Annotated in this window: 23 protein-coding genes; 12 read left to right on the top strand and 11 right to left on the bottom strand. The window is 69.6% G+C overall.

Annotation, left to right across the window (positions count from 1 at the left end):
* Positions 1 to 58 precede the first annotated feature (58 nt).
* Entirely contained in the window at positions 59 to 2,845 is a 2,787-nt protein-coding gene (acnA, locus tag CLV67_RS50330; RefSeq protein ID WP_106331122.1) for an aconitate hydratase AcnA, read from the top strand.
* A gap of 104 nt (positions 2,846 to 2,949) precedes the next feature.
* Here the strand turns inward: acnA and CLV67_RS50325 are convergent, their stop codons facing one another.
* Positions 2,950 to 3,540 (bottom strand): sugar O-acetyltransferase, encoded by a 591-nt coding sequence (locus CLV67_RS50325; protein WP_106331121.1) that lies wholly within the window; start codon positions 3,538 to 3,540, stop codon positions 2,950 to 2,952.
* A 59-nt stretch (positions 3,541 to 3,599) separates the two neighbouring features.
* Between CLV67_RS50325 and CLV67_RS50320 the strand changes: the two genes are divergently transcribed.
* Positions 3,600 to 3,845: a DUF2630 family protein gene (locus CLV67_RS50320; protein ID WP_106331120.1), complete on the top strand. Its 246-nt coding sequence runs from the start codon at positions 3,600 to 3,602 to the stop codon at positions 3,843 to 3,845.
* A 39-nt stretch (positions 3,846 to 3,884) separates the two neighbouring features.
* On the opposite strand, the gene CLV67_RS50315 is transcribed toward CLV67_RS50320, so the two are convergent.
* Positions 3,885 to 4,802 (bottom strand): serine protein kinase RIO, encoded by a 918-nt coding sequence (locus CLV67_RS50315; protein WP_373873221.1) that lies wholly within the window; start codon positions 4,800 to 4,802, stop codon positions 3,885 to 3,887.
* Positions 4,803 to 4,957: 155 nt separating this feature from the next.
* A complete protein-coding gene (locus tag CLV67_RS50310) occupies positions 4,958 to 5,605 on the bottom strand; it encodes an HAD family hydrolase (RefSeq protein ID WP_106331119.1) in 648 nt (215 codons plus the stop codon).
* 164 nt (positions 5,606 to 5,769) lie between these two features.
* Between CLV67_RS50310 and CLV67_RS50305 the strand changes: the two genes are divergently transcribed.
* The 5 genes from CLV67_RS50305 (at position 5,770) to mug (ending at position 9,373) form a co-directional block, all read left to right on the top strand.
* On the top strand, positions 5,770 to 6,348 hold the full coding sequence (locus tag CLV67_RS50305; protein WP_106331118.1) for a TetR/AcrR family transcriptional regulator: 579 nt from the start codon (positions 5,770 to 5,772) through the stop codon (positions 6,346 to 6,348).
* Positions 6,329 to 7,090, top strand: a complete 762-nt coding sequence (locus tag CLV67_RS50300; RefSeq protein WP_106331117.1) for an SDR family oxidoreductase — start codon at positions 6,329 to 6,331, stop codon at positions 7,088 to 7,090. Before CLV67_RS50305 ends, CLV67_RS50300 begins: the two co-directional genes overlap by 20 nt.
* Positions 7,091 to 7,165: 75 nt before the next feature.
* Positions 7,166 to 7,945, top strand: a complete 780-nt coding sequence (locus tag CLV67_RS50295; RefSeq protein WP_106331116.1) for a helix-turn-helix domain-containing protein — start codon at positions 7,166 to 7,168, stop codon at positions 7,943 to 7,945.
* Complete coding sequence (locus tag CLV67_RS50290) at positions 7,926 to 8,687, top strand: SDR family oxidoreductase (protein ID WP_106331115.1); 762 nt, start codon at positions 7,926 to 7,928, stop codon at positions 8,685 to 8,687. The genes CLV67_RS50295 and CLV67_RS50290 overlap by 20 nt, the downstream gene beginning before the upstream one ends.
* Before the next feature lie 95 nt (positions 8,688 to 8,782).
* Positions 8,783 to 9,373 (top strand): G/U mismatch-specific DNA glycosylase, encoded by a 591-nt coding sequence (mug, locus tag CLV67_RS50285; RefSeq protein WP_106331114.1) that lies wholly within the window; start codon positions 8,783 to 8,785, stop codon positions 9,371 to 9,373.
* 466 nt (positions 9,374 to 9,839) lie between these two features.
* On the opposite strand, the gene CLV67_RS50280 is transcribed toward mug, so the two are convergent.
* From CLV67_RS50280 to CLV67_RS50255, 6 genes are all read right to left on the bottom strand, one after another.
* Positions 9,840 to 10,226, bottom strand: coding sequence for a RidA family protein (locus tag CLV67_RS50280; RefSeq protein ID WP_106331113.1), 387 nt, complete (start codon positions 10,224 to 10,226; stop codon positions 9,840 to 9,842).
* A gap of 272 nt (positions 10,227 to 10,498) precedes the next feature.
* Entirely contained in the window at positions 10,499 to 10,714 is a 216-nt protein-coding gene (locus CLV67_RS50275; protein WP_106331112.1) for a hypothetical protein, read from the bottom strand.
* Entirely contained in the window at positions 10,714 to 12,579 is a 1,866-nt protein-coding gene (locus CLV67_RS50270; protein ID WP_106331111.1) for an ABC transporter ATP-binding protein, read from the bottom strand. The genes CLV67_RS50275 and CLV67_RS50270 overlap by 1 nt, the downstream gene beginning before the upstream one ends.
* 76 nt (positions 12,580 to 12,655) lie before the next feature.
* Positions 12,656 to 13,447, bottom strand: a complete 792-nt coding sequence (locus tag CLV67_RS50265; protein WP_106331110.1) for an enoyl-CoA hydratase/isomerase family protein — start codon at positions 13,445 to 13,447, stop codon at positions 12,656 to 12,658.
* Positions 13,444 to 13,671, bottom strand: a complete 228-nt coding sequence (locus CLV67_RS50260; protein WP_020510159.1) for a helix-turn-helix domain-containing protein — start codon at positions 13,669 to 13,671, stop codon at positions 13,444 to 13,446. The genes CLV67_RS50265 and CLV67_RS50260 overlap by 4 nt, the downstream gene beginning before the upstream one ends.
* Before the next feature lie 416 nt (positions 13,672 to 14,087).
* A complete protein-coding gene (locus tag CLV67_RS50255; RefSeq protein WP_106331109.1) occupies positions 14,088 to 15,692 on the bottom strand; it encodes an ABC-F family ATP-binding cassette domain-containing protein in 1,605 nt (534 codons plus the stop codon).
* A gap of 230 nt (positions 15,693 to 15,922) precedes the next feature.
* On the opposite strand from CLV67_RS50255, the gene ypfJ reads away from it, so the two are divergent.
* Positions 15,923 to 16,831, top strand: a complete 909-nt coding sequence (gene ypfJ / locus CLV67_RS50250) for a KPN_02809 family neutral zinc metallopeptidase (protein WP_106331108.1) — start codon at positions 15,923 to 15,925, stop codon at positions 16,829 to 16,831.
* Here ypfJ and CLV67_RS50245 read toward each other — a convergent pair.
* Positions 16,809 to 17,462, bottom strand: a complete 654-nt coding sequence (locus CLV67_RS50245) for an acVLRF1 family peptidyl-tRNA hydrolase (RefSeq protein WP_106331107.1) — start codon at positions 17,460 to 17,462, stop codon at positions 16,809 to 16,811. The genes ypfJ and CLV67_RS50245 overlap by 23 nt on opposite strands.
* Before the next feature lie 101 nt (positions 17,463 to 17,563).
* Here CLV67_RS50245 and CLV67_RS50240 point away from each other — a divergent pair, with 101 nt between their 5' ends.
* Positions 17,564 to 18,244, top strand: a complete 681-nt coding sequence (locus CLV67_RS50240) for a DNA alkylation repair protein (protein ID WP_106331106.1) — start codon at positions 17,564 to 17,566, stop codon at positions 18,242 to 18,244.
* 50 nt (positions 18,245 to 18,294) lie between these two features.
* Here CLV67_RS50240 and CLV67_RS50235 read toward each other — a convergent pair whose 3' ends face one another.
* Positions 18,295 to 18,897 carry a LysE family transporter gene (locus tag CLV67_RS50235; RefSeq protein ID WP_106331105.1) on the bottom strand — a complete coding sequence of 201 codons (603 nt, stop codon included), beginning with the start codon at positions 18,895 to 18,897 and terminating at the stop codon, positions 18,295 to 18,297.
* A 252-nt stretch (positions 18,898 to 19,149) separates the two neighbouring features.
* Between CLV67_RS50235 and CLV67_RS50230 the strand changes: the two genes are divergently transcribed.
* The 3 genes from CLV67_RS50230 to CLV67_RS50220 all read left to right on the top strand — a co-directional run bounded on the left by CLV67_RS50230 (position 19,150) and on the right by CLV67_RS50220 (position 22,087).
* On the top strand, positions 19,150 to 19,839 hold the full coding sequence (locus CLV67_RS50230) for a histidine phosphatase family protein (protein ID WP_106331104.1): 690 nt from the start codon (positions 19,150 to 19,152) through the stop codon (positions 19,837 to 19,839).
* A 61-nt stretch (positions 19,840 to 19,900) separates the two neighbouring features.
* Complete coding sequence (locus tag CLV67_RS50225; RefSeq protein WP_249038000.1) at positions 19,901 to 21,196, top strand: MFS transporter; 1,296 nt, start codon at positions 19,901 to 19,903, stop codon at positions 21,194 to 21,196.
* A gap of 129 nt (positions 21,197 to 21,325) precedes the next feature.
* Positions 21,326 to 22,087, top strand: a complete 762-nt coding sequence (locus CLV67_RS50220; RefSeq protein WP_106331103.1) for an alpha/beta fold hydrolase — start codon at positions 21,326 to 21,328, stop codon at positions 22,085 to 22,087.
* Positions 22,088 to 23,140: the final 1,053 nt, after the last annotated feature.

The following is a 23,140-nucleotide window of genomic DNA, read 5'->3' as shown; positions in this document are numbered from 1 at the left end:
ATACCTAACCAAGAGGTCGCCCTTTCGGTGCGAAAGACTTGACTTCCAGTCGCTGGGTGTGAAGGAGATGACGGTGGCCAGCCTCGACACCTTTGGTGCGAAGAGCGAGCTGCGCGTCGGAGACGCGAGCTACGAGATTTTCACGATCGACAAGGTGAAGGGGCACGATCGCCTGCCCTACTCCTTGAAGATCCTCCTGGAGAACCTGCTGCGCACTGAGGACGGCGCGAACATCACCGCCGACCACATCAACGCGCTCGGCAGCTGGGACAAGAACGCGGAACCCAACGTCGAGATCCAGTTCACCCCGGCACGGGTGCTGATGCAGGACTTCACCGGCGTTCCCTGCGTGGTCGACCTGGCCACCATGCGCGAGGCCGTCAAGGATCTGGGCGGCGACCCCACCAAGGTCAACCCGCTTTCGCCCGCCGAGATGGTCATCGACCACTCGGTCATCGCCGACCTGTTCGGCCGGGCGGACGCCTTCCAGCGCAACGTGGACCTGGAGTACCAGCGCAACCGCGAGCGCTACCAGTTCCTGCGCTGGGGCCAGACCGCCTTCAACGAGTTCAAGGTCGTCCCGCCGGGCACCGGCATCGTGCACCAGGTCAACATCGAGTACCTGGCCCGGACGATCATGGAGCGCAACGGCCAGGCCTACCCGGACACCGTGGTCGGCACCGACTCGCACACCACGATGGTCAACGGCCTGGGCGTGCTGGGCTGGGGCGTCGGCGGCATCGAGGCCGAGGCCGCCATGCTCGGCCAGCCGGTCAGCATGCTGATCCCGCGGGTCGTCGGCTTCAAGCTGTTCGGCGAGGCCCCGGCCGGGACCACCGCCACCGACCTGGTGCTCACCATCACCGAGATGCTGCGCAAGCACGGCGTGGTCAGCAAGTTCGTCGAGTTCTACGGCCCCGGCGTGAGCGCCGTCCCGCTGGCCAACCGCGCGACCATCGGCAACATGTCGCCGGAGTACGGCTCCACCGTCGCGATCTTCCCGATCGACGAGCAGACCATCGACTACCTGAAGCTGACCGGCCGCTCCGAGCAGCAGGTGGCCCTCGTCGAGGCGTACGCCAAGCGTCAGGGCCTCTGGCTCGACCCGGCCGCCGAGCCGGATTACTCGGAGAAGCTCGAGCTCGACCTGTCGACGATCGTCCCGTCGCTGGCCGGCCCGAAGCGCCCGCAGGACCGCGTCCTGCTCAGCGAGGCCAAGCCGATGTTCCGCGACGCCCTGAAGAACTACGTGCAGCCGCAGGGTCACGCCGACGAGGCCAGCGACGAGTCCTTCCCGGCCAGCGACTCGCCGGCCAACGGCGTCGACGACCCGGCCGACAAGCCGCACGTCTTCAGCGCCGCGAACGGATCGAACGGCCGCCCGTCGAAGCCCACCCTGGTCAAGGGTGAGGACGGCGTCGAGTACGAGCTGGACCACGGCGCGGTGGTCATCGCCGCCATCACGTCCTGCACCAACACCTCGAACCCGCAGGTGATGATCGGTGCCGCTCTGCTCGCCAAGAAGGCCGTGGAGAAGGGCCTGACCCGCAAGCCGTGGGTCAAGACCACCCTGGCCCCGGGCTCGAAGGTCGTCTCCGACTACTACAACCGGGCCGGGCTCACACCGTACCTGGACAAGATCGGTTTCAACCTGGTCGGCTACGGCTGCACCACCTGCATCGGCAACTCGGGCCCGCTGCCCGAGGAGGTCTCGGCCGCCATCAACGAGGCCGACCTGACCGCGGTCAGCGTCCTGAGCGGCAACCGGAACTTCGAGGGCCGGATCAACCCGGACGTCAAGATGAACTACCTCGCGTCCCCGCCGCTGGTCGTGGCGTACGCCCTGGCCGGCTCGATGGACATCGACATCACCACCGAGCCGCTCGGCACGGGTTCGGACGGCAAGCCGGTCTACCTGAACGACATCTGGCCGACCAACGCCGAGATCGACGAGACGATCGCGCAGGCCATCGGCGCCGACGGCTTCAGCACCGCCTACCAGGACGTCTTCGCCGGCGACGAGCAGTGGCAGTCGCTGCCCACCCCGACCGGTGACACGTTCGCCTGGGCGAGCGACTCCACCTACGTCCGCAAGCCCCCCTACTTCGAGGGCATGCAGGCCGAGCCGAGCCCGGTGACCGACATCTCCGGCGCGCGCGTCCTGGCCAAGCTGGGCGACTCGGTCACCACCGACCACATCTCCCCGGCCAGCTCGATCAAGCCCGACTCGCCGGCCGGCAAGTACCTCGCGGAGAACGGCGTCCCGCGCGCCGAGTTCAACAGCTACGGCTCGCGCCGCGGCAACCACGAGGTCATGATTCGCGGCACGTTCGCCAACATCCGGCTGCGCAACCAGCTGCTGACCGATGTCGAGGGTGGCTTCACGCTCAACCACCTGACCGGCGAGCAGAGCACCATCTACGACGCCTCGGTCGCCTACCAGGAGGCCGGCATCCCGCTGGTCATCCTGGCCGGCAAGGAGTACGGCTCGGGTTCGTCGCGTGACTGGGCCGCCAAGGGCACCATGCTCCTCGGTGTCCGCGCCGTCATCGCCGAGAGCTACGAGCGCATCCACCGCTCGAACCTGATCGGCATGGGCGTGCTTCCGCTGCAGTTCCCGCAGGGCGAGAACGCCGCGTCGCTCGGCCTCACCGGTACCGAGACCTTCTCGTTCGCCGGCGTCACCGAGCTCAACAACGGCACCACGCCTCGCACGGTCAAGGTCACCACCGACACCGGCATCGAGTTCGACGCGGTCGTCCGCATCGACACGCCCGGCGAGGCCGACTACTACCGCAACGGCGGCATCCTCCAGTACGTCCTCCGGAAGATGCTCCGCAGCTGATTGCCTGGTCAAGGCCCGCTTCCCGGTCTCGGGAGGCGGGCTTTTCCATGGGGGTACGGCCCACGCGCCCCCACTTCGCACAGGCCGCGTTCACCCGTACCGCATCAAGGTTGGAAGCCGGTTTGGTCCGTCTCGGTGATCTCGCGCAGCACCCGGGCCGGGACGCCGGCCGCGATGACACCGGCCGGAATCGATTTCGTCACCACGCTGCCGGAGCCGATGATCGCCCCGTCGCCGATGGTGACGCCCTGGTTGATGGTGACGCCACCGCCGACCCACACGTTGTCACCGATCGTCACCGGCTTGGCGTAGCAGGCGCCCGCCGCCCGTTCCGCCGCGTCGATGGCGTGGTTGGACGTGTAGATGCCGACCCGCGGCCCGAACAGCACGTGATCACCGATGGTGATCCCGCCGCCGTCGAGCATCACGCAGTCGAAGTTGGCGTAGAACGCGTCCCCGATGCTGATGTTGAACCCGAACTCGCATCGGAACGTCGGCTCGAAGTAGCAGTCCCGCCCGGCCGACTTCAGCAGCCGCCGCAGGATCGCCTCCCGCTCGGCCGGCGGCTTGCCGAAACTGTCGTTGTACTCGTTCGTCAGCAGCACGGTCCGCTGCCGGGCCTCGACGAGTTCGTCGGTCAGATCGTTGTACATGCGGCCGGAGAGGATGTGCTCCCGCTGTGTCTCGAGCGTCACCCGACGATCGTCCCACGTGTCGGCGCGGCCACCCGGCCTGTGGTGAATAGGCTTCGGGAATGGATGACAAGACTGTTCTGGGCCGGATCAGCGAGCTGGTCGACGAGGAGCACAAGCTTCGCCGCCAGCTGAGCGAGGGCGCCATCTCCTCCGACGAGGAGCACACTCGTCTCAAAAATCTCGAAGAGTCCCTCGACCAGTGCTGGGACCTGCTGCGCCGCCGCCGGGCGGCCCGTGACGCCGGCCACGATCCGGACGCCGAGCAGGCCCACAGCACCGGCGAGGTGGAGGGTTACATTCAGTGAGGTGAGCCGGGGCCGTACGGCCCCGGCTCCCGCCGGACGTCAGCGCAGCCCCGCCTCGAAGTGAAGGCGCTCGATCAGCTCGTCCTCGTCGATGGTGAGGCCGCGTGACCGGAACCAGCTCGCCACGTTCCGCACGTCGCGGGCGATGAACTCGCCACCGCGAGGGTTGGCGATGACGTCCACGATCTGCGGCAGGTCGATCATGACCAGCCGGCCGTCGTGCACCATCGTGTTGTAGGGCGACAGGTCACCGTGGGCGACCTGGGCCCGGGCCAGCACCGACAGCGCGTCGGTCATCTGCCGCCAGAGATCGGCCAGCCTGTCCGGGTCGGCCCGGACCTGCGCGAGCCGTGGCGCGGCCTCGCCGGTCTCCCAGTCGCCGATGAATTCCATCATCAGCTCGGTGCCGACCAGCTGCACCGGGTAGGGAACGCAGACCAGGCCGCTCTCCTGCCCGATCTCCCACAACCGGCCGAGAGCGCCGAACTCGGCCATCGCCCACTGCCCGGAGATCATCTCCTTGCCGAACGCGGTCCGGTTGTTCATGGCCCGCATCTCACGGGACCGGCGGACCCGGCGCCCCTCGAGGTAGCCGGCGTCGCGATGGAACATCCGGTGGTCGCCGTCGCGGTATCGCTTGGCGGCCAGCATGCTGATCTTGTCGGTGCCGGGGATCGCCCGGCGGACCAGGAAGACATCGGCTTCCTTGCCGGTCTTGAGCATCCCCAGCTCGGTGTCGACTGCGCCGTACTCGGTGCGAACCCAGTCCGGGCGGGGTTCGGGGCCGTGCAGAGCGCCGTCCCACGTGGACCAGCGGTCGCCCTCCTCGGGCAGATCCGGGTCTTCCTGCAGGGCCGGCTCGATCCGGCCGCGCTTTACGAAAGTGGGGTCGTCGTCGTCGAACTTGCGGCGCTTGCCGCGCATGGTGGTGGAGCCGTAAGAGTCGTGCTCGCGCACTGGAGGTTCTCCTCGGAGAAAGAAGTTTTCGGGGAAACGAAGACAGCGGGCATCACAACGACAGCCATCTGGTCTGCACCCCCTTCTCTCTCGCCGGGTCTCTCTACAGCGCGCCAACTCTCTCCGATCACGGCGGAGCGCGCAACCGATTTATCTCAGCGGGCGGCCATGATCGCCGAGATCCCCTGGATCACGTTGCCCACCGCGTGGGTCGGCGCGAACCGGTTGTCCACCCAGTCCCGCCCGCGGTGCAGCCACACGCTGGGCAGGCCCAGCGCCGCCGCCCCGCCGATATCCGCCTCCGGGCTGTCCCCGAGCACCCACGCCCCGGCCAGCCGCATCCGTACCCGCTGCGCGGCGAGCGCGAAGATCCGCGGGTTCGGTTTGCTCACCCCGCACTCCTCGGAGATCACCCAATCGGCGACGTACCGGTCCAGACCTGTCCGGCGGATCCGGGACTCCTGCTGGTCGGCCGGCCCGTTGGTGACCACGACCGGGACCAGCCCGGCGTCGCCGGCGATCTCCAGCGCGCAACCGACCATGGGGTCGAGGCGTTCGTAGGTGAGTGGCCCACCGTTCAGCTCGTCGACCAGGTCGATCGAGGAGACCCGCAGCCGGTAGCGGTCGCGGATCCGGTCGGCGAGATCCCAGCGGGAGGTCAGACCGTCCGCGTCCACCGCGACCAGCCACTCCAGGTCGTCCTGCGGAGCCGCGATCTCGTCCAGGAACCCCTTGGCCCACAGCCGGAACGCACCACTGCGATCGAGCAGGGTGTCGTCCAGGGAGAGGAAGACTAGAGGCACGCGCGCACTTTACGTGAGCGCCCACGGAACCGAGAAGTCCAGGAGTGTTAACAAACCGCTGAGAGCATGACGAAATTCGCGTCATCCGATCAGGCGACGCGCCGCTCTAGTAAGCCGTACGTACGGATTGCAAGACCGCGCCGGCCCGTGACACGATCAGCGACGTGCCCAGGGTGAGTCAGGACCAGCTAGATGCGCGCCGCCACGAGATCCTCAGCGCGGCCCGCAACTGTTTCGCCCGGTTCGGCTACGGCGGCGCCACGGTCCGGCGGCTCGAAGAGGCCACGGGCATGTCCCGCGGCGCGATTTTTCACCATTTCCGGGACAAGGAACATCTGTTCCTGGCCGTGGCAGAGGACGACGCTGCCAGCATGGCGGAGACCGTCGCCCGCAACGGTCTGGTCCAGGTGATGCGTGACCTGCTCGAGCGGGCGGGCAACAGCGAAGGCGACACGGCCGGCTGGCTCGGCACCCAGCTCGAGGTGGCGCACCGCCGGCGTACCGATGCGGCTTTCGCGAAACGGTGGGCCCAGCGCTCCGCCGCCATCGCCGACGCCACCCGCGAGCGACTGCAGCGCCAGCGGGACGCCGGCGTCCTGCGCGACGACGTCCCGGTCGAGGTCCTCACCCAGTTCCTCGAGCTGGCGTACGACGGTCTCGTCCTCCACCTGGCCACCGGCCGCCCCGCCGGCGAGCTCGCGGCCGTCCTGGACGTGGTCGAGGATGCCGTCCGCCGGCACTGAGCCGCGAGGCTCCGCCCTGGTCACCGGAGCCTCCGGCGGTCTCGGTGCGGCGATCGCGCGCCGCCTCGCCGCGGACGGCTGGCCGGTGGCCGTCAACTACCTGCCCGACCCGGCAGGCGCCGAGCGGGTCGTCGCGGAGATCGTCGCCGCCGGTGGGACGGCGGCCGCCTTCCGCGCCGACGCCACCGACGAGGCCGACGTCGCGGCACTGATTCCGGCCGTACGCGACACACTGGGCCCGGTCCGGGTGCTGGTGCCCAACGCCACCGGGCCCCAGCCGGTCCGCCCGGCTCTGGACCTGACCTGGCAGGACCACCTCGACCAGCTGCTGTTCTTCGTCAAGAGCCCCACCCTGCTGATGCGGGCAGTGACGCCGGACATGCGTGAGCTGGGCGGCGGCCGGATCATCCAGATCGGTTCCGATCTGCCGGAGCGCTCCGCGCCGGGGATGTCCGCCTACTCCGCCGCGAAGGCGGCGCAGCTGTCCCTGACTCGCACCTGGGCGCGGGAGCTCGGCCCGCTCGGCATCACCGTGAACCTGGTCGCGCCCGGATGGATCCCCGTCGAACGGCACGCCGCCGTCCCCGCCGAGGACGTGGAGGCGTACCGGCTCGACGTCCCGCTGCAACGGATGGGAACGCCGGCCGAGGTCGCCGACGTGGTGGGCTTCCTCGCCTCGGACGCGTCCCGCTTCATCACCGGCGAACGGATCGCCGTGAACGGCGGGCACGTCCTGGGCTAGCGACCGGGCCGGTAACGCCGCCGATTACCCCGCGGGTAATGGCAGCGGCACCGTGCGGCTGCCTACGCTGCCGGAATGAGCGACGTGGGCAGACTGCTGCGCGGCTGGCGGGACACGCGGCGGATGAGCCAGCTCGACCTCTCCGGCCGGTCCGGGGTGTCGACCCGGCATCTGTCGTTCGTGGAGACCGGGCGGTCGCGGCCGACCCGGCAGATGCTGCTGCGCCTGGCCGAGGAGCTCGACGTACCGCTGCGGGCCCGCAACGAGCTGCTCCTGGCCGGCGGATACGCACCCGCCTACCCCGAGTCCGAGTTGGACGGACCGTCGCTGGCCGACGTGCTCACGGCGCTGCGCAACGTGCTGGCCGGGCACTCGCCCCATCCGGCCGTGCTGGTGGATCGCCACTGGACGATGGTCGACGCCAACGACGGGGTGGCGCTGTTCACCGTGGGGTGCTCCGCCGACCTGCTGGCCCCGCCGGTCAACGTCCTGCGTCTGGCACTGCACCCGGCCGGCATGGCGCCGCGGATCCGCAATCTTCCCGAATGGCGTACGCACATCCTGCACCGCCTCGACCGGCAGGCCGCCGCGACCGGCGACCCGGTGCTACGCGCGCTGCGCACGGAGCTGGCCGGATATCCCGGTGGCGGGGTCGCGGCCCGTCCGGACGGCCTCGTGGTCCCGCTGCACATCGACGCCCTGGAGTTCTTCAGCATCACGACCGTGCTCGGCACCCCGCGCGACGTGACCCTGTCCGAGCTCGCCATCGAGGCGTTCCTGCCCGCCGACGCGGCCACGGCGAACGCGTTGCACCGTGGGGTGGCAGGATCGGGGTATGGATCTCGGGCTCGCTGATCGTGTCTTCATCCTCACCGGAGCCTCCCGCGGGCTCGGGTTCGCCACGGCGCAGGCGCTGGTCGGCGACGGCGCCCGGGTGGTGATCTCCTCCCGCGACGGCGATCGGGTCGCCGAGGCGGTCGCCGCGCTGGGCGGCCCCGACCACGTTCTGGGTGTGACCGCCGACCTGTCCGATCCGAGCACGCCGCGCGAGCTGGTGCACTCCGCGCAGGAACGCTTCGGCCGGCTGGACGGCGCTCTGGTCTCGGTGGGCGGCCCGGCGCCGGGCACCGCGTCGAGCATGAGCGACGACCAGTGGACGAGCGCGTTCGAGACGGTGTTCCTCGGTTCGGTGCGGGCGGCCCGGACCTTCGCGTCGGCGCTGCCGGAAGGCGGCGCGATCGGGCTGGTGCTGTCCACCTCGGTGAAGACGCCGCTGGCCGGGCTCGGCCTGTCCAACGGTTTCCGTCCCGGCCTCGCGATGGTGGCGAAGGACATGGCCGACGAGTTCGGCGCGCGCGGCATCCGGGTGCTGAGCATCCTGCCCGGCCGGTTCATGACCGACCGCAGCCGAGAGCTGTTCGAGGCAGCCGCCGACCCGGTCGCCGCCGCCGAATCGGTCGCGGCCGGCGTCCCCCTCCGCCGCATCGGCGAGCCCACGGAGTTCGGCCGCGTCGCCGCCTTCCTCCTCTCCCCGGCGGCGAGTTACGTGACCGGCGTGGCGGTCGCGGTCGACGGCGGCGCCCTCCGCACCCTGTGACCCACCCGCCGCCGCCCTCTCGGGGCTCATCCGCCGCCCATCCACAGACGGCGGGGCGGTCAGCGCGTCTCGCTCCAGGCGGGCACGTGGCGGCCATGCCTCCGGTCCCGGTCGACCCCAACCCCACAAGATCTGCTGCGGTACGCCGGCCAAGCGCCGAAGAGGTCGCGGCAGCCTCCGACCGCACCGTCCCGGACGTGACCGGCCCGGATCTGCTGGTGCTGTTCTCCGGCATCAATCCGAGCCTGTACTCGGCCGCGACCGGCCATCACTTCGCCCGCCCAGGCAACAGGTTCTGGCCCGCGCTGCACGGTGCCGGTTTCACCGATCGTCTGCTGCGCCCCTCCGAGCAGCACCTCCTGCCCGCGCTGGGCCTGGGTATCACCAACGTCGTGGAACGCGCCACCGCCCGCGCCGACGAGTTGTCACCGGAGGAGTACGTGGCGGGCGGCGCCCGGCTGGCGGAACGAGTGGGCCGGTTGCGTCCGCGCTACCTGGCGGTGCTCGGGGTGACCGCCTACCGCGCCGCCTTCGGCCGCCCAAAGGCACGCCTGGGCCCGCAGGACGAACAGATCGCCGGTGTCCCGGTCTGGGTCCTCCCGAACCCGAGCGGCTTGAACGCCCACTTCCAGCTCCCCGCCCTGATCACCGAGTTCGCCGCCCTCCGCGCAGCCGCCCGCCCTTGACCCCGAACCTGATTCCGGGCCGTCGCAGAGAGCGCTGCCCCGATCGCGGACATTCGTTGTCACACCGAGTGGATCTTGGGCGCTCGTAGCGCCGCACCGGATACTCCTTGAACACTCACGGCGCCGCACCGGATACACCTTGAACACTCGCGGCGCCGCACCGGACGGACCTTGAACGCTCGTTCCCGCGCATCGATCGTGGACGGTGGTTGTCTCCCTGGCCGGAGACTTTCTGGCCGGAGACTTTCTGGCCCGCACGAATGTCCAGCATCCGGGAGGCAATGTCGACCTTGAATGTTAAGTCCTATTTGGGCAGCTCTAGGGCGGCAATCAACATCCAAGGTCGACACGACCCCGTCGGCGGGCCTGAACAGCGGACCCGGGCGGCGGCCCTAGACAGCAGCCGTGGACGGCGGGCTCGGGCGGCGGGCTCAGGCCGCAGCCCGCGTCGGGTCGGGCGGCGGACTCAGGCGGCGGCGATGATCTCCAGCTCGATCAGCCAGTTTCTCTCCAGCGTCTGCACGACGACAGCCGTGGTCGGGATGGAACGGCCGCCGAGCGCTGCGACACGGGCGGCCGCGTTCTCCTCGGCATAGGACACGTCCCGGAGATAGCTGGTCTGCCGGACGACGTTGTCCACCGTCATCCCGGCCGAGGCGAGGATGGCCCGGATGTTGTCCCATATGAGCACGAGCTGTTCGCTGAGCGTCTCGCCGGGCTTCCCGGAGCGATCGAGGCCCATAGTCCCCGAGATGTAGAGCGTCCGCTGAGCGCCGCGAACCTCCATGGCATGCACGTAGTCACTGGTGGCCGGATAGACGCCGTCCGTCGGGTTGTGCGCAACCATCTCCATCCGCCGAGGCTAACGATCAGCTACACAGTGGACATCCGGTTTACGTTCGGACGGGACACCCACCCCGCAGACGGCCGACCGAGCAGCGGTCCAGGGGCCAGACTGCCGGACGACCTGCGATCGAATAGCCGGACGCCAGACGGCCGAGCGGCCGCACGGCAGCGGCCGGGACAGTCAAGGCCGGACGGACGGCAGCGGCCGGGACAGTCGAGGGCCGGACGGACGGCAGCGGCCGGGACGGCGGGGTGGGCAGGCGGAGGGATGGGCCACGGTCATGGTCGGTCGCGGTCGTCGCCGGGGCGTGGTGGCAGGACACGCTCCTCGTGCGTGGCGATCTCGCGCCGGAAACGGTCGGCCGACGGGTGCCAGGCCTCGTCGATCGGGCCCATCAGGCCTCCGCCGACTCCCTTGCGACGGGCCCAGACGGCGAACCGGAGCAGGAACAGGCAGACGACGGCGAGGCCCGCGAGGGTGAAGAGGTAGCCCATCAGATCACCGCTTCCGTGAACTGGGTCCGATACAGCGAAGCGTAGAGGCCGCCCGCGCCGATCAGCTCCTCGTGACGGCCTCGCTCGACGATCCGTCCCTTGTCGAGCACCAGGATCTGGTCGGCCTCCCGGATCGTGGAGAGGCGGTGCGCGATGACGAGCGCGGTCCGCCCGCGCAGCGCCTCGGCGAGGGCCCGCTGCACGGCCGCCTCGGATTCGCTGTCCAGGTGTGCGGTGGCCTCGTCGAGGATCACGATCGACGGCTGTTTGAGCAGCAGGCGGGCGATGGCGAGGCGTTGTTTCTCGCCGCCGGAGAACCGGTAGCCGCGCTCGCCCACCACCGTGTCCAGCCCGTCGGGCAGGGCTCGGACCAGAGCGGCGATCCGTGCTCCGGTGAGGGCCTCCCACATCTGCTCCTCGGTGGCGCCGGGCCGGGCGTAGCGCAGGTTGTCGGCGATCGTCTCGTGGAAGAGATGTGAGTCCTGGGTGACGACGCCGACAGTGTCGCGCAGCGACTCCAGGGTCGCGTCGCGGACGTCGACCCCGCCGACCAGGACCGTCCCGCCGGTTACGTCGTAGACCCGGGAGACCAGCATCGACGTGGTCGACTTGCCGGCGCCGGACGGCCCGACGAGCGCGACCATCTGGCCCGGCTCGACGGTGAAGTCGAGGCCGGTGAGCACCTCCTCCTGCTCCGTGCGGTCGAGGGTGCTCACGTCCTCGAGGGTGGCGAGCGAGACCTGGTCGGCGCTGGGATACCGGAACCGCACGTCACGGAACTCGATCCGCCCCGACCCGGCCGGGACCGGGACGGCATCGGGTTTCTCGGCGATGCCCGGTTTCAGGTCGAGCACCTCGAAGACCCGGTCGAACGAGACCAGCGCGCTCATCACGTCGACCCGGACGTTGCTGAGCGCCGTGAGCGGCCCGTAGAGCCGGGTGAGCAGCAGGGCCAGGGTGACGACGGTGCCGGCCGAGACGTTGCCGCGGACCGCGAGCCAGCCGCCCAAACCGTACGTCAGCGCCTGCGCGAGGGAGGCGACGAGCAACATCGCCACAAAGAACGTGCGGGAGTACATCGCCTGCTGGACACCGATGTCGCGGACCCGGGAGGCGCGCTCGCCGAACCGGGCCGCCTCGTTGTCGGGACGGCCGAACAGTTTGACCAGCAGGGCGCCGGAGACGTTGAACCGCTCGGTCATCGTCGCGTTCATCTTGGCGTCCAGGTCGTACGACTCGCGGGTGATCTCGGCGAGCCGTTTCCCCACCCGGCGGGCGGGCACGATGAACACCGGCAGGAGCAGCAGCGACAGCGCGGTGATCTGCCAGGACAGGGTGAACATCACGGCGGCCGTGAGCGCCAGCTGGATGACGTTGCTGACCACACCGGACAGTGTCGACGTGAAGGCCCGCTGGGCGCCGACGACGTCGTTGTTGAGCCGGCTGACGAGGGCGCCGGTCTGGGTGCGCGCGAAGAACTGCAGCGGCATGCGCTGCACGTGGTCGTAGACCCGGGTCCGCAGGTCGAGGATGATGCCCTCGCCGATGCGTGCCGAATACCACCGCTGGGCGAGTGACAGCAGGGCGTCGGCGACCGCGAGCCCGGCGATCACCAGCGCGATCCGCACCACAGCCCCGGCCGCACCGGAGCCACCCGCGGTGATCGCGTTGATGACCTCACCGGCGAGCAGTGGCGTGGCCACCCCGATCCCGGCGGCGAGCACCACGGTCAGCAGGAACACCGCGATGTCGCGACGATACGGCCCGGCGAACCGGACGATCCGCCGGGACACGCCCTTGCGTACCCGATGCTCGTTGACCCGGTCCGCGTTCTGGATCGACCGCAGGACACTCCAGCTGGACATGTCACCTCCCGGGTGCCGTTCGACGGGGCAGTTGGAGAAAGTCTGCCTCGTGGGTACGACAATCCCGGGAGGTGATCTACTCCCCCGAGCCCAGCAATTCGCTGAGCCGCCGTGTCTGGGCCTCGCGCTCGGCCCGGTCCTGCTCCGCGTACGACCGTAGGGACGCACCCGCCAGCAGGGCCTTGATCTCGCCGACCGCGCCCCTGTCCGCCGCCAGCACCGCGGCAGCCAGCTCCGCGACCGCCCCGTCGAGTCCGGCCCGGGGTACCACGGCTGTCGCCAGCCCCATCCGGTCCGCCTCGTCGGCGGCGATGCGCCGCCCGGTCACGCAGATCTCCAGTGCCCGGGACGGACCGACGAGCTCGGTGAGCCGTTTGGTGCCGCCCAGGTCGGGAACCAGCCCGAGTGTGACCTCCGCCATGGAGAACCGCGCGTCGTCGGCGAGGATCCTCATGTCGCAGTTCAACGCAAGCTGGAAGCCGGCCCCGATCGCATGTCCTTGTACCGCGGCAATCGTCACAATGGACGGACTCCGCAACCAGGTGAACGCGGTCTGGAACCCGGCAATCCGATCCGCGCACTCGGACGCGGACAACTGCGCCAGGCGGGACAGTGAAGAATCGCCGTCGCCCCGTGCCACCGACAGATCCAGGCCCGCGGAAAACGCGCGCCCCTCGGCTCGGACAATGACGACCCGTACGTCCCCCGGCAATTTCCGGGAAATGCTGCCTAGCTCCGTCCACATCTCCGGAGTCTGGGCATTGAGAACGTCGGGCCGGCACAACGTCACCGTCGCGACCGGCCCGTCCTGTTCGTAGCGAACGCCTACCTCGTCGGTCGAACCCGGATGGGCGTTCCCGGCCGTCACGCCTTCTTACGGCGGCGTGCGCCACCACGCTGGCGCAACTGCACGCCCGACTCGGTGAGCACCCGGTGCACGAATCCGTAGGAACGGCCGGTGGACGCTGCGAGCGCGCGGATGCTCTCTCCGCCGGTGTAACGCTTCACCAGGTCCTTGGCGAGCGACTGCCGCTCGCTACCGACGATTCGACGACCCTTCTCAGTACTGGTAGCTGTGCCAGTGGCTGCCATCTTGAATCCTCACGTCGCAGACAGTGCGGTCAGATACGGTCCCACCTATTACACCGTCTCGGACGATCATGCGCCAGGTATCTAGCCCCCGTGAACGTGCCCATTTATTACTGTCAGGAACTTGACGGTTACCACCGGCATCAATGTCAGACAGTTTGCCGACAGGGTGTCGGCACGCATTTCCGCCTCGGGGGCCGCGCTCCCAAGACCATCGATCACCTGCGAAAACACTCGATCGAGGGGAGCGCCTCGATCGCTCCGGAGAGTGCTGTGATCGCTCCATGGCGTGACTCTCGACCTTGGCCCGGAGCGGCCTGCGGCTGCCCGACCTGTTCGTAAACGCCCGAACATCGCACTGTCTGTGTGGGCACCAGTTGACAACTGAGGATCGACGATGATCGGACCTCGGTACGGACTTACGCCAGCTCGACGAGCTCCAGCAGATCGTCGCTCCAGGCGTCCTCGTCACCGTCGGGCAGCAGGATCGCCCGGTCCGGCTTGAGCGCCTGCACACAGCCGGCATCGTGCGTGACCAGCACGATCGCGCCCGGGTAGTTGGCGATCGCGTCGAGCACCTGCTCCCGGCTGACCGGGTCGAGGTTGTTCGTCGGCTCATCCAGCAGCAGCACGTTGGCGCCCGAGCAGACCAGGGTGGCCAGGGCGAGACGGGTCTTCTCGCCACCGGAGAGCACACCGGCCGGCTTGTCGACGTCGTCGCCCGAGAAGAGGAACGCGCCGAGGATCTTCCGCAGCTCGGTGTCGGTCTGCTCGGAGCCGGCACTGCGCATGTGCTCCAGGATCGTCCGATCGACGTCCAGCGTCTCGTGCTCCTGGGCGTAGTAACCCAGCCGCAGCCCGTGCCCGGCGCGCACTTCACCGGTGTCCGGCTCGAGCAGACCGCCCAGCATCCGCAGCAGGGTGGTCTTGCCGGCGCCGTTCAGGCCCAGGATGGCCACGCGCGAGCCGCGGTCCACCGCGACACTGACATCGGTGAAGATCTCCAGCGACCCGTACGACTTGGAAAGGCCTGTCGCGGTCAGCGGCGTCTTGCCGCACGGAGCCGGACTCGGGAAGCGGACCTTCGCCACCTTGTCGGAGCTGCGGACCTCCTCCAGACCGCCGAGCAGTTTCTCGGCACGACGTGCCATGTTCTGCGCGGCGACCGTCTTGGTGGCCTTGGCACGCATCTTGTCGGCCTGCGCCATCAGAGCGCCGGCCTTCTTCTCGGCGTTGGCCCGCTCGCGGCGGCGGCGGCGCTCGTCGGTCTCACGCGCCTCGAGGTACGTCTTCCAGCCCATGTTGTACATGTCGACGACCGAGCGGTTGGCGTCGAGATACCAGACCTTGTTCACCGCGGCGTCGAGCAGCTCGACGTCGTGGCTGATCACGATGAGGCCACCCTTGTGCTGCGCCATGTAACCGCGCAGCCAGGCGATCGAGTCGTGGTCGAGGTGGTTGGTCGGCTCGTCGAGCAGCAGGATGCCCTTGCCGTTCTGTCCGGAGTTCGCGAACAGGATGCGGGCCAGCTCGATCCGGCGGCGCTGACCGCCGGAGAGGGTGCCGATGGTCTGGGCCAGCGCACGCTCGGGCAGGCCGAGGTTGGCACAGATCCGGGCGGCCTCGGCCTCGGCGCCGTAACCACCGAGGGCGGAGAACTGGTCCTCCAGGTGGCCGTACCGCCGGACCAGCTTCTCCTCGGAACTCTCCTCGAGCTGGATCTCGAGCTTCTGCATCTCGGCGAGGATGGTGTCCAGACCGCGGGCGGACAGCACACGATCGCGGCCGGTCACGTTCAGGTCACCGGTCCGCGGGTCCTGGGGCAGGTAACCGATCTCGCTCGTCCGCTCGACCTGTCCGGCGTACGGAATGCCCTCGCCTGCAAGGACTTTGAGGGTGGTGGTCTTTCCGGCGCCGTTGCGGCCGACCAGGCCGATCCGGTCGCCGGGCTGCACCCGCAGGGTGGTCGGGGAGATGAGGATGCGCGCGCCGGCGCGGAGTTCCAGTCCGGTGGCGGTGATCATGAGGTTTCTCTCGCTCTCGGTGAGACGGCTGACTCAGGGCGCAGAAAAGCGCCGGCCATCGAGAGGACGGTCGGCGCCGGGGCAGGTCAGCCTTCGCAGAGCAGCACGCGACCATCTTACTCGGCCCCCGGTAACACCTCCCACCCGATTAATTCACAAGATCAACGGGTACACGCCGGACAACCGTGCAGAGGTGGTCTCCCGGGCAACCGTCTTGAAGGTAGGACGAGATGGAACTCAATGAACGCGCCGACATCGACGCCGGATCGGTGCAGGACGCCCGCGGATCGGGTGGCGGTGGCGGCATAGGCGGCCTGCCGATCGGCGGCGGCGGACTCGCCGGCATCGTGATCACCCTGGCCATCGCCCTGATCGGCGGCTACTTCGGGATCAACACCCTCGGCAGCGGCGACAACTCCGCCCCGCCCGGGAACAACCTCGACCAGTGCGCGAACGAGCAGCAGCGTGTGCAGTTGCTGGAGTGCCGTAACGCGCTCTATGTGACGTCGATCCAGCGGTTCTGGCAGAAGCAGCTTCCCGAGTCGTTCGGTGAGCAGTACAAGCCCGCCACCACCATCATCTTCTCGCAGCGGGTCAGCACGGGGTGCGGCGCGGCCGACTCCGGCGTCGGACCGTTCTACTGCCCCGCCGACGACCGGGTGTACATCGACCTGACCTTCTACCAGGTGCTCGCCAAGCAGCTCGGCGCTCCGGGTGAGTTCGCTCAGCCGTACGTGCTGGCCCACGAGTACGGGCACCACGTGCAGGACGTGCTCGGCACCGAGGCGGAGATGCGCCGCCGTCAGGAGCGCGACCCGGACTCCGCCAACCAGGAGTCGGTGAAGCTGGAGCTGCAGGCCGACTGCTACGCCGGCGCCTGGGCGCACGCCGCGTCGAACACCGTCGACAAGGACGGCGACAAGATCTTCAAGAGCCTCACCGAGACCGACGTCCAGGAGGGTATCCAGGCCGCCGGTCAGATCGGCGACGACGCCCTCCAGAAGCAGGGTGGTGGCCAGGTCAACCCGGAGCAGTTCACCCACGGCACGTCCGAGCAGCGCCAGCGCTGGTTCCGGGTCGGCTGGGAGAGCGGCGACCCGAAGCAGTGCGACACCTTCAAGGCCGGCGTGACTCTGTGACCGGTTCCTGAATCAGGATCGGCACGGCGCGAGCCGCGGCAACGGCGGACACCAGGACCGCGTGCCGCGGCTCGGGCACGTCGAGCAACCGGCCGGCCCGCAGGGCGGCGACCGGAGCCAGCTGCGGTGTGGCGAGGATCGCATCGACGGCGGAGCGGTCGCCGCCGGTGACGAGCGCGGCGATCGTACGTACCTCGGGGAGAAGAAGGCGGCCCGCGATGCCGGCGCCGTCGGCGGCCGCCGCTTTGGCCTGATTGTCGCGCCGACGCGCGAAGCGCTGCTGTGACCAGCCACCCGCCGCCGTGCGTCCCTGCACGTAATGCGTGTCCACCTTGGACGTGACGAGTTCGTCGCCGTCGGCGATGCCGACGGCGACCGCGCCCTTGCGGGCCAGCAGCAACCCGAGCCTCCGCGGCCTGCGTGCCTCGGCGATCAGCTCGGCCACGGTCGAGACGGCCACGGCCCCGGGTGGCAGATGCAGCGTCGCCGACGCACCGTCGGCGCCGGTCACGGTCAGACCCTCTTCGTCGTACGCGCCATGGCGCGCCTCGAAGTTCTCCAGCCATCGGGGCAGCCGCTCGGGCGCGACGTCGACCCACTTCCCGCCCCCGGCGGCGGCTCGTTCTGCCACCCCACCAGCCTACGGCGCCACGCCGACGGGTTTCTGCCGCACGCCCGGGCCCTCCTGCCGGCCTCGCGGTTTCTGTCATACCCCGGTGGGAGGATGCGGACATGAGCGACCTCGCGTTGGTGCTGGTCGAGCGGCTGACCGGCGCCTTCGAACAGGCCCGCGACCCGGCACGGGCCGTGGGCGCCGCCGCCTACATGCGCGACCAGTTCCCGTTCCTCGGCCTGACCAGCGCGGTGCGACGGGCACAGGCACGCGTCGCGCTGGCCGGTCTGCCATCGCCGTCGGAGGCCGAGCTGCGCGACGTGGCCCTGGCCTGCTGGACGCGAGACGAGCGCGAGTTCCAGCAGTTCGCCTGTGACTACCTGATGCGGCACATCGCTGTCGCGGGCCCGGCGTTCCTCGACACCGCCGCCGAGCTGATCACCACGAAGTCCTGGTGGGACACTGTGGACCCACTCGCCACCCACGTCGTGGCCGGCCTGGTCCGCCGGCACCCAGGCCTGGCCGCCCGGATGGACGAGTGGTCCGGCGCGGCCGACAAATGGCTGATCCGCACGGCGATCCTGCACCAGCTGCACTATCGCGAGGCGACCGACACCGGGCGCCTGTTCGGTTACTGCGCCGGGCAGGCCGGTCACCGCGACTTCTTCGTCCGCAAGGCGATCGGTTGGGCGCTGCGCCACTACGCCCGCACCGACCCGGACGCGGTGCGGACGTTCCTGACCACCCACGTGGACACCCTGTCCCCGCTCTCCGTCCGGGAGGCCTCGAAGCACCTATGACTCCGCATAGCGCCTCACGGCCCGGCCATCCAGCAACAGCCTCCGGCTCGTCAGGTGTCCAGCAGCAGATGCACCGCCAGGACGGCGATCACCACGCTGGAGACCAGGGCGGTGACGAGGCGGCCACGGTCACCGGTGAGGAACCGCCCTATCAGCGAGCCGCCGCCGGCAATCAGCAGCTGCCAGCTCGCCGACGCGAGGAAGGCCCCGGCGACGAACCAGACGCCGCCTCCGGCACCGCCGCTGCCGAGCACCAGCGCGGCGAAATAGATCACGGTCGCCGGGTTGAGCAGGGTCAGGGCCAGCACCCCCGCGTACGCCCGGAGTGCCGTCGCCGGACGCTCGTCGCGCTCGGTGATGCCTGGCCGGCGGATCGCGCCCAGTGCGGTCCATCCGGCGAGCGCGAGCAGAACCAGTGCCCCGGCCCAGCGCAGCGGCGTCGCCACCGGCGCGACGGCCGAGGCCACGGCCGCTCCCCCGGCGACGGCGATCAGTGCGTAGATCCCGTCCGCGGTGGCCGCGCCCATCCCGGCGGCCGCCCCGACCCGCAGCGACGTGCGGGCGCTGAGCCCGGCGATCAGCACGCCGATGGCTCCGACGGGCACGGCGATGCCGTAACCGGCGACCACGCCGGCCAGGAACGCCCCGCTCATGACCGTTGCCGCAGACCCGCCGTCCGACAGGCGGCCGGCTGCTGTCGCCCGGCCCGATCGGCCACGGCGACAGAGACGGCGAGGTACGGCTTCAACTTGGTCACGCCGCCATCCTGGGTCCTGTCCGGGCGTACCGGCCAGTGATTTTCGCGGGTCAGAAAGGGCATCCCGGAATCAACATGTTGATCACGTGACGTTTCACATCAACCTCATAGCGTGACCGCGGGCGGTCCGACTCGATAGGGTCCGATCATGGTCGCTGAACTGATTCTGGTCCGGCACGGGCAGAGCCTGGCCAATGTCGCCTTCGCCGCCGCCGACGCGGACGGGTTGATGGAGGTGGCGGTGAGCGGGCGCGACGCCGAGGTGCCGCTCACCGAGACGGGCGAGGAGCAGGCCGCGGCGCTGGGACGCTGGCTGGCCGCCCTTCCGGACGAGCACCGGCCACAGGTGGCGATCACCTCGCCGTATCTTCGGGCCCGGGAGACCTGGCGGATCGCCGCCGAGGCCTCCGGCCTGGACCTTCCGGAGCCGACCACCGACGATCGCCTGGTCGACCGGCTGATGGGCGAGCTGGAGCTGCTCACCCGGGCGGCGATCGCAGCGCGCTTCCCGGACGAGTCGGGCCGGCGGGCCGCCGCGGGCGAATTCGAGTACACCCCACCCGGCGGAGAGTCGTTCGCCGACATCGCGGTCCGCCTGCGGTCCTTTCTGGACGATCTGCGCGACCGGCATCCCGGCGAGCGCGTGATCGTGGTCGCCCACGACGCGGTGGTGCTCATGATGCGCGCCGTCATCGAGAACCTCGACTGGGACGAGGTGCTCGCCGTGGAGAAGGAGTCGGGCAACGTACGCAACGCGTCGATCACCCGGTTCGCCGCCGCGTCCGGGAAGCTGACGCTCGACCGGTACAACGTGATCGACCACCTGCCGCCCACGTGAGACATTCCCAAGCATCGATGATTACCTTGCCCCGACCGGCCGGGAATCATATGTTCGGTCGGTGCCCGTCGCTCATCTCCCCCGCGGGCAGGTTCACCCGCGTCACGTGGTGAACCGTCAGCTGGGCGCTCTTCTCACCGCCGAGGCGCTCTCCATGCTCGGCAGCCGGATCACCTTCGTGGCCGTACCCTGGCTCGTTCTCACCACACAGGACTCGGCGCTGCTCGCCGGTCTGGCGGGACTGGCCGAGATGCTGCCGTACGTGCTGGCCGGCCTGATAGGCGGGCCCATAGTGGACCGGGTGGGCCCACGGCCGACAGCGGTGGCCGCCGACACGGCCAGTGTCCTCGCCGTCGCGGGCATCCCGCTGCTCGCCTACTGCGATTCGGTCTCCCTGGGCGTGCTGCTGGCCCTCATCGCCCTGGCCGGCGCGTTACGCGGCTTCGGCGATGCGGCCAAGCGGGCGCTGCTGCCCAGGACACTCGCGGCGGCCGGTGTCTCCACCGAGCGCGGCACCGCCTTGTACGACGGCATCTGCCGCGCCTCGACACTCGTCGGCCTGCCGCTGGCCGGGGTGCTCATCGCCGCGTTCGGGCCGGCGCCGGTCCTGCTCTTCGACGCCCTGTCGTTCGCGGCCAGCGCGCTGATCATCGGCATCCTGGTCCGGGTCGGCCATGCCGACGCGGCGGCCCTCGCCGAGAGCGAACATCAGGGGTACACTGCGGCGCTGCGGGACGGGTTCCGATACGTACGCTCCGACCGGCTCATCCTCGGCGTCATGTCGATGCTGTTCGCCACCAACATGTTCGATCAGGCGTTCGCGACGGTCTTCGTACCGGTCTGGGTCCGGGAGAGTCCGCACGGCCCCGCCGCCCTCGGCGTCATCGGCACCGCCTTCGGCCTGGGCGCCGTCGCCGGGAACATCCTGTACACGGTGATGGCCCCACGCCTGTCCCGGCGGCTCACCGTCGGCGTCTGCTTCTTCCTGGGCGGTCCGGCACAGCTGCTGGCCCTGGCTCTGACCGACCGGATGTGGACGGTCCTGGTCACGGCCGCCCTGGCCGGCGCGCTGATGTCCACGGTCAACCCGATCCTGATGGCGTCCGTCTACCGCCGCATCCCCACCCACCTGCACGGCCGGGTCATCAGCGTGCTGATAGCCGTCTCATGGGCCGGAATCCCGTTCGGCGGCGTCATCGGCGGCTGGGCCACCGACCGGCTGGGCCTGCAGAACGCGGCGCTGGTGGCCGCCCTCGGCTACCTGGCCGTGACCATGGCCCCATTCCTGTTTCCGGCCTGGCGCGAACTCGACGCCCGCACCCGCTCCGAGTCCACCCGAGCGGTCGTGGCCGCCTGACCCGGAGCCGTACCGAGCGGTCGTGCCCGCCTGACCCGGAGCCGTACCGAGCGGTCGTGGCCGCCTGACCCGGAGCCGTACAGCGAAAAGGGGGTGCTTCGGGCCCGGCCGGTGGATACGGTCGCCTCGATGACTCTCGCTCATGATGTGACCGGCTCCGGGCCGGCAGTTCTGTTGCTGCATTCGACCGTGTGCGACCGGCGGATGTGGGATCCCCAGGTGCCGGCACTGGCAGGCGCGGGCCACCGTGTGGTGCGTTGCGACATGCCCGGCTACGGCGGGACACCTGTGCCCGCCGGACGTTTTGACGAGGCCGCTGCGATCGCCGGGCTCCTCGACGACCTCGGCGCCGACCGGGTGGCGATCGTCGGCGCGTCCGGTGGCGGCAGGCTGGCGATCGAGTTCGCCTCCCGGTGGCCGGACCGCGTGACTGCCCTCGCCCTGCTCTGCACCGCGCTGCGCGGTCACGAGCCCAGCGCCGAACTGCAGGCGTTCGACGAACGCGAGGAGGCCCTCCTGGAGGCGGGTGACATCACCGGCGCCGTCGATCTCAACGTCGAGGTGTGGGTGGGCCCCGAGGCAGAGGACAAAACCCGTGATCATGTACGGGTGATGCAGCGCCACGCCTTCGAAGTGCAGATCGCCGCCGAGAACGTGCCCTACGAGCCGTTCCGCGTCGAGCCCGACCCGGCCCGGATCACCGCGCCGACCCTGCTGGTCACCGGATCCCACGACCTGCCCGACTTCCGTGACATCGCGATCCACCTGGACGGGCGGCTGCCACAGTCCCGCCACCTGCACCTCGACTGGGCCGGCCACCTGCCGAGCCTGGAACGGCCGGACGAGATCAACGCACTCCTGCTGGACTTCCTGCCCTCCGCCCACCGGTAACCCCGGTCGCTCCTGACACGGTCCGCGCGGCAACGGGTCCCACTCGCTCAGCGCGGACCGCCCGCAACCCGCATACCGCAAACGCCGGCCCGACACCGCCCTCACTACGGCACGTCACTGCCAGACTTCCCCATCCCGCTGCAGGCCGGGCAGGCTCGGGCCCCATCGGACCCTCTGCACATCGACTCGCCCGAACCTCCAGCAGCCGACCCACGCGACCAGCCGTTGGCCGGCGAGCCTGGACCGGAGCCTGCGCTCCACTCCCCCACGAGCAGCGAGCCCGACAGGCAGGGCGTCAGAACGCGTGACTGCAGGAACCGACAGCGTCCGATGAGCCACCGTCTTCACTGTCGTCGCCCCCTGACCGGACGCCAATCCCGCCGACCCGGAGATTCGCCGGCCGGGGTATCCATCGGCTGACGCGTTCGCCGTCATTCCATTCACGCCCGCGCCATTCCGCCCGCTCGAGCTGGCGGAATCTTGTGCGGTTGTCATCGCTGACTCAATTCTTGTGACTCGCCGCCTGGCAGTAGACGCCACCCAACATCGACCACCAGCCGCCATAGATCTTGGCAACCAATAGTCGCCGGAAACGCACGATCGCCGCGGACGATGATTCAATTTCCGCAATTCGGGCGTCGGTACGTCCGATACGTGGTGACCTACACCCACATACACGCCACAAATCACCACACACACCGCTGCCCCCGGCAACGTGGAAACCCACGCCCACCGGCACACCACAAATCACCACACACACCGCTGCCCCCGGCAACGTGGAAACCCACGCCCACCGGCACACCACAAATCACCACACACACCACCACCCCCGGCAACGTGGAAACCCACGCCCACCGGCACACCACAGGTCACCACGCACACCGGGGAGGGTGACCTATTCGCGGGAACGGCTGAACCACGGGGACACCCAACGACCGGCACCGACCGCGATGATCAAGGTCGCGTCCACCGAAGTGGTGTATGACCGGGACTTTCCGGGATGAAAGAGGCGGCCACCGCAGATCCTTCGGATTGCCTAGATCAGAAGGAGAG

This window comes from Actinoplanes italicus, assembly GCF_003001815.1.
Taxonomy (GTDB): Bacteria; Actinomycetota; Actinomycetes; order Mycobacteriales; family Micromonosporaceae; genus Actinoplanes; species Actinoplanes italicus.
This window is presented reverse-complemented; position numbering and strand designations above follow the sequence as displayed.

Excerpts from the sequence above, each read along its gene's own strand:
- CLV67_RS50320 (WP_106331120.1), top strand. The coding sequence starts at position 3,600 with ATGGATGACAAGACTGTTCTGGGCCGGATCAGCGAGCTGGTCGACGAG.
- CLV67_RS50300 (WP_106331117.1), top strand. The coding sequence starts at position 6,329 with ATGCCGTCCGCCGGCACTGAGCCGCGAGGCTCCGCCCTGGTCACCGGA.
- CLV67_RS50295 (WP_106331116.1), top strand. The coding sequence starts at position 7,166 with ATGAGCGACGTGGGCAGACTGCTGCGCGGCTGGCGGGACACGCGGCGG.
- CLV67_RS50290 (WP_106331115.1), top strand. The coding sequence starts at position 7,926 with ATGGATCTCGGGCTCGCTGATCGTGTCTTCATCCTCACCGGAGCCTCC.
- mug (WP_106331114.1), top strand. The coding sequence starts at position 8,783 with ATGCCTCCGGTCCCGGTCGACCCCAACCCCACAAGATCTGCTGCGGTA.
- CLV67_RS50280 (WP_106331113.1), bottom strand. The coding sequence starts at position 10,226 with ATGGAGATGGTTGCGCACAACCCGACGGACGGCGTCTATCCGGCCACC.
- CLV67_RS50275 (WP_106331112.1), bottom strand. The coding sequence starts at position 10,714 with ATGGGCTACCTCTTCACCCTCGCGGGCCTCGCCGTCGTCTGCCTGTTC.
- CLV67_RS50270 (WP_106331111.1), bottom strand. The coding sequence starts at position 12,579 with ATGTCCAGCTGGAGTGTCCTGCGGTCGATCCAGAACGCGGACCGGGTC.
- CLV67_RS50260 (WP_020510159.1), bottom strand. The coding sequence starts at position 13,671 with ATGGCAGCCACTGGCACAGCTACCAGTACTGAGAAGGGTCGTCGAATC.
- CLV67_RS50255 (WP_106331109.1), bottom strand. The coding sequence starts at position 15,692 with ATGATCACCGCCACCGGACTGGAACTCCGCGCCGGCGCGCGCATCCTC.
- ypfJ (WP_106331108.1), top strand. The coding sequence starts at position 15,923 with ATGGAACTCAATGAACGCGCCGACATCGACGCCGGATCGGTGCAGGAC.
- CLV67_RS50240 (WP_106331106.1), top strand. The coding sequence starts at position 17,564 with ATGAGCGACCTCGCGTTGGTGCTGGTCGAGCGGCTGACCGGCGCCTTC.
- CLV67_RS50235 (WP_106331105.1), bottom strand. The coding sequence starts at position 18,897 with ATGAGCGGGGCGTTCCTGGCCGGCGTGGTCGCCGGTTACGGCATCGCC.
- CLV67_RS50230 (WP_106331104.1), top strand. The coding sequence starts at position 19,150 with ATGGTCGCTGAACTGATTCTGGTCCGGCACGGGCAGAGCCTGGCCAAT.
- CLV67_RS50220 (WP_106331103.1), top strand. The coding sequence starts at position 21,326 with ATGACTCTCGCTCATGATGTGACCGGCTCCGGGCCGGCAGTTCTGTTG.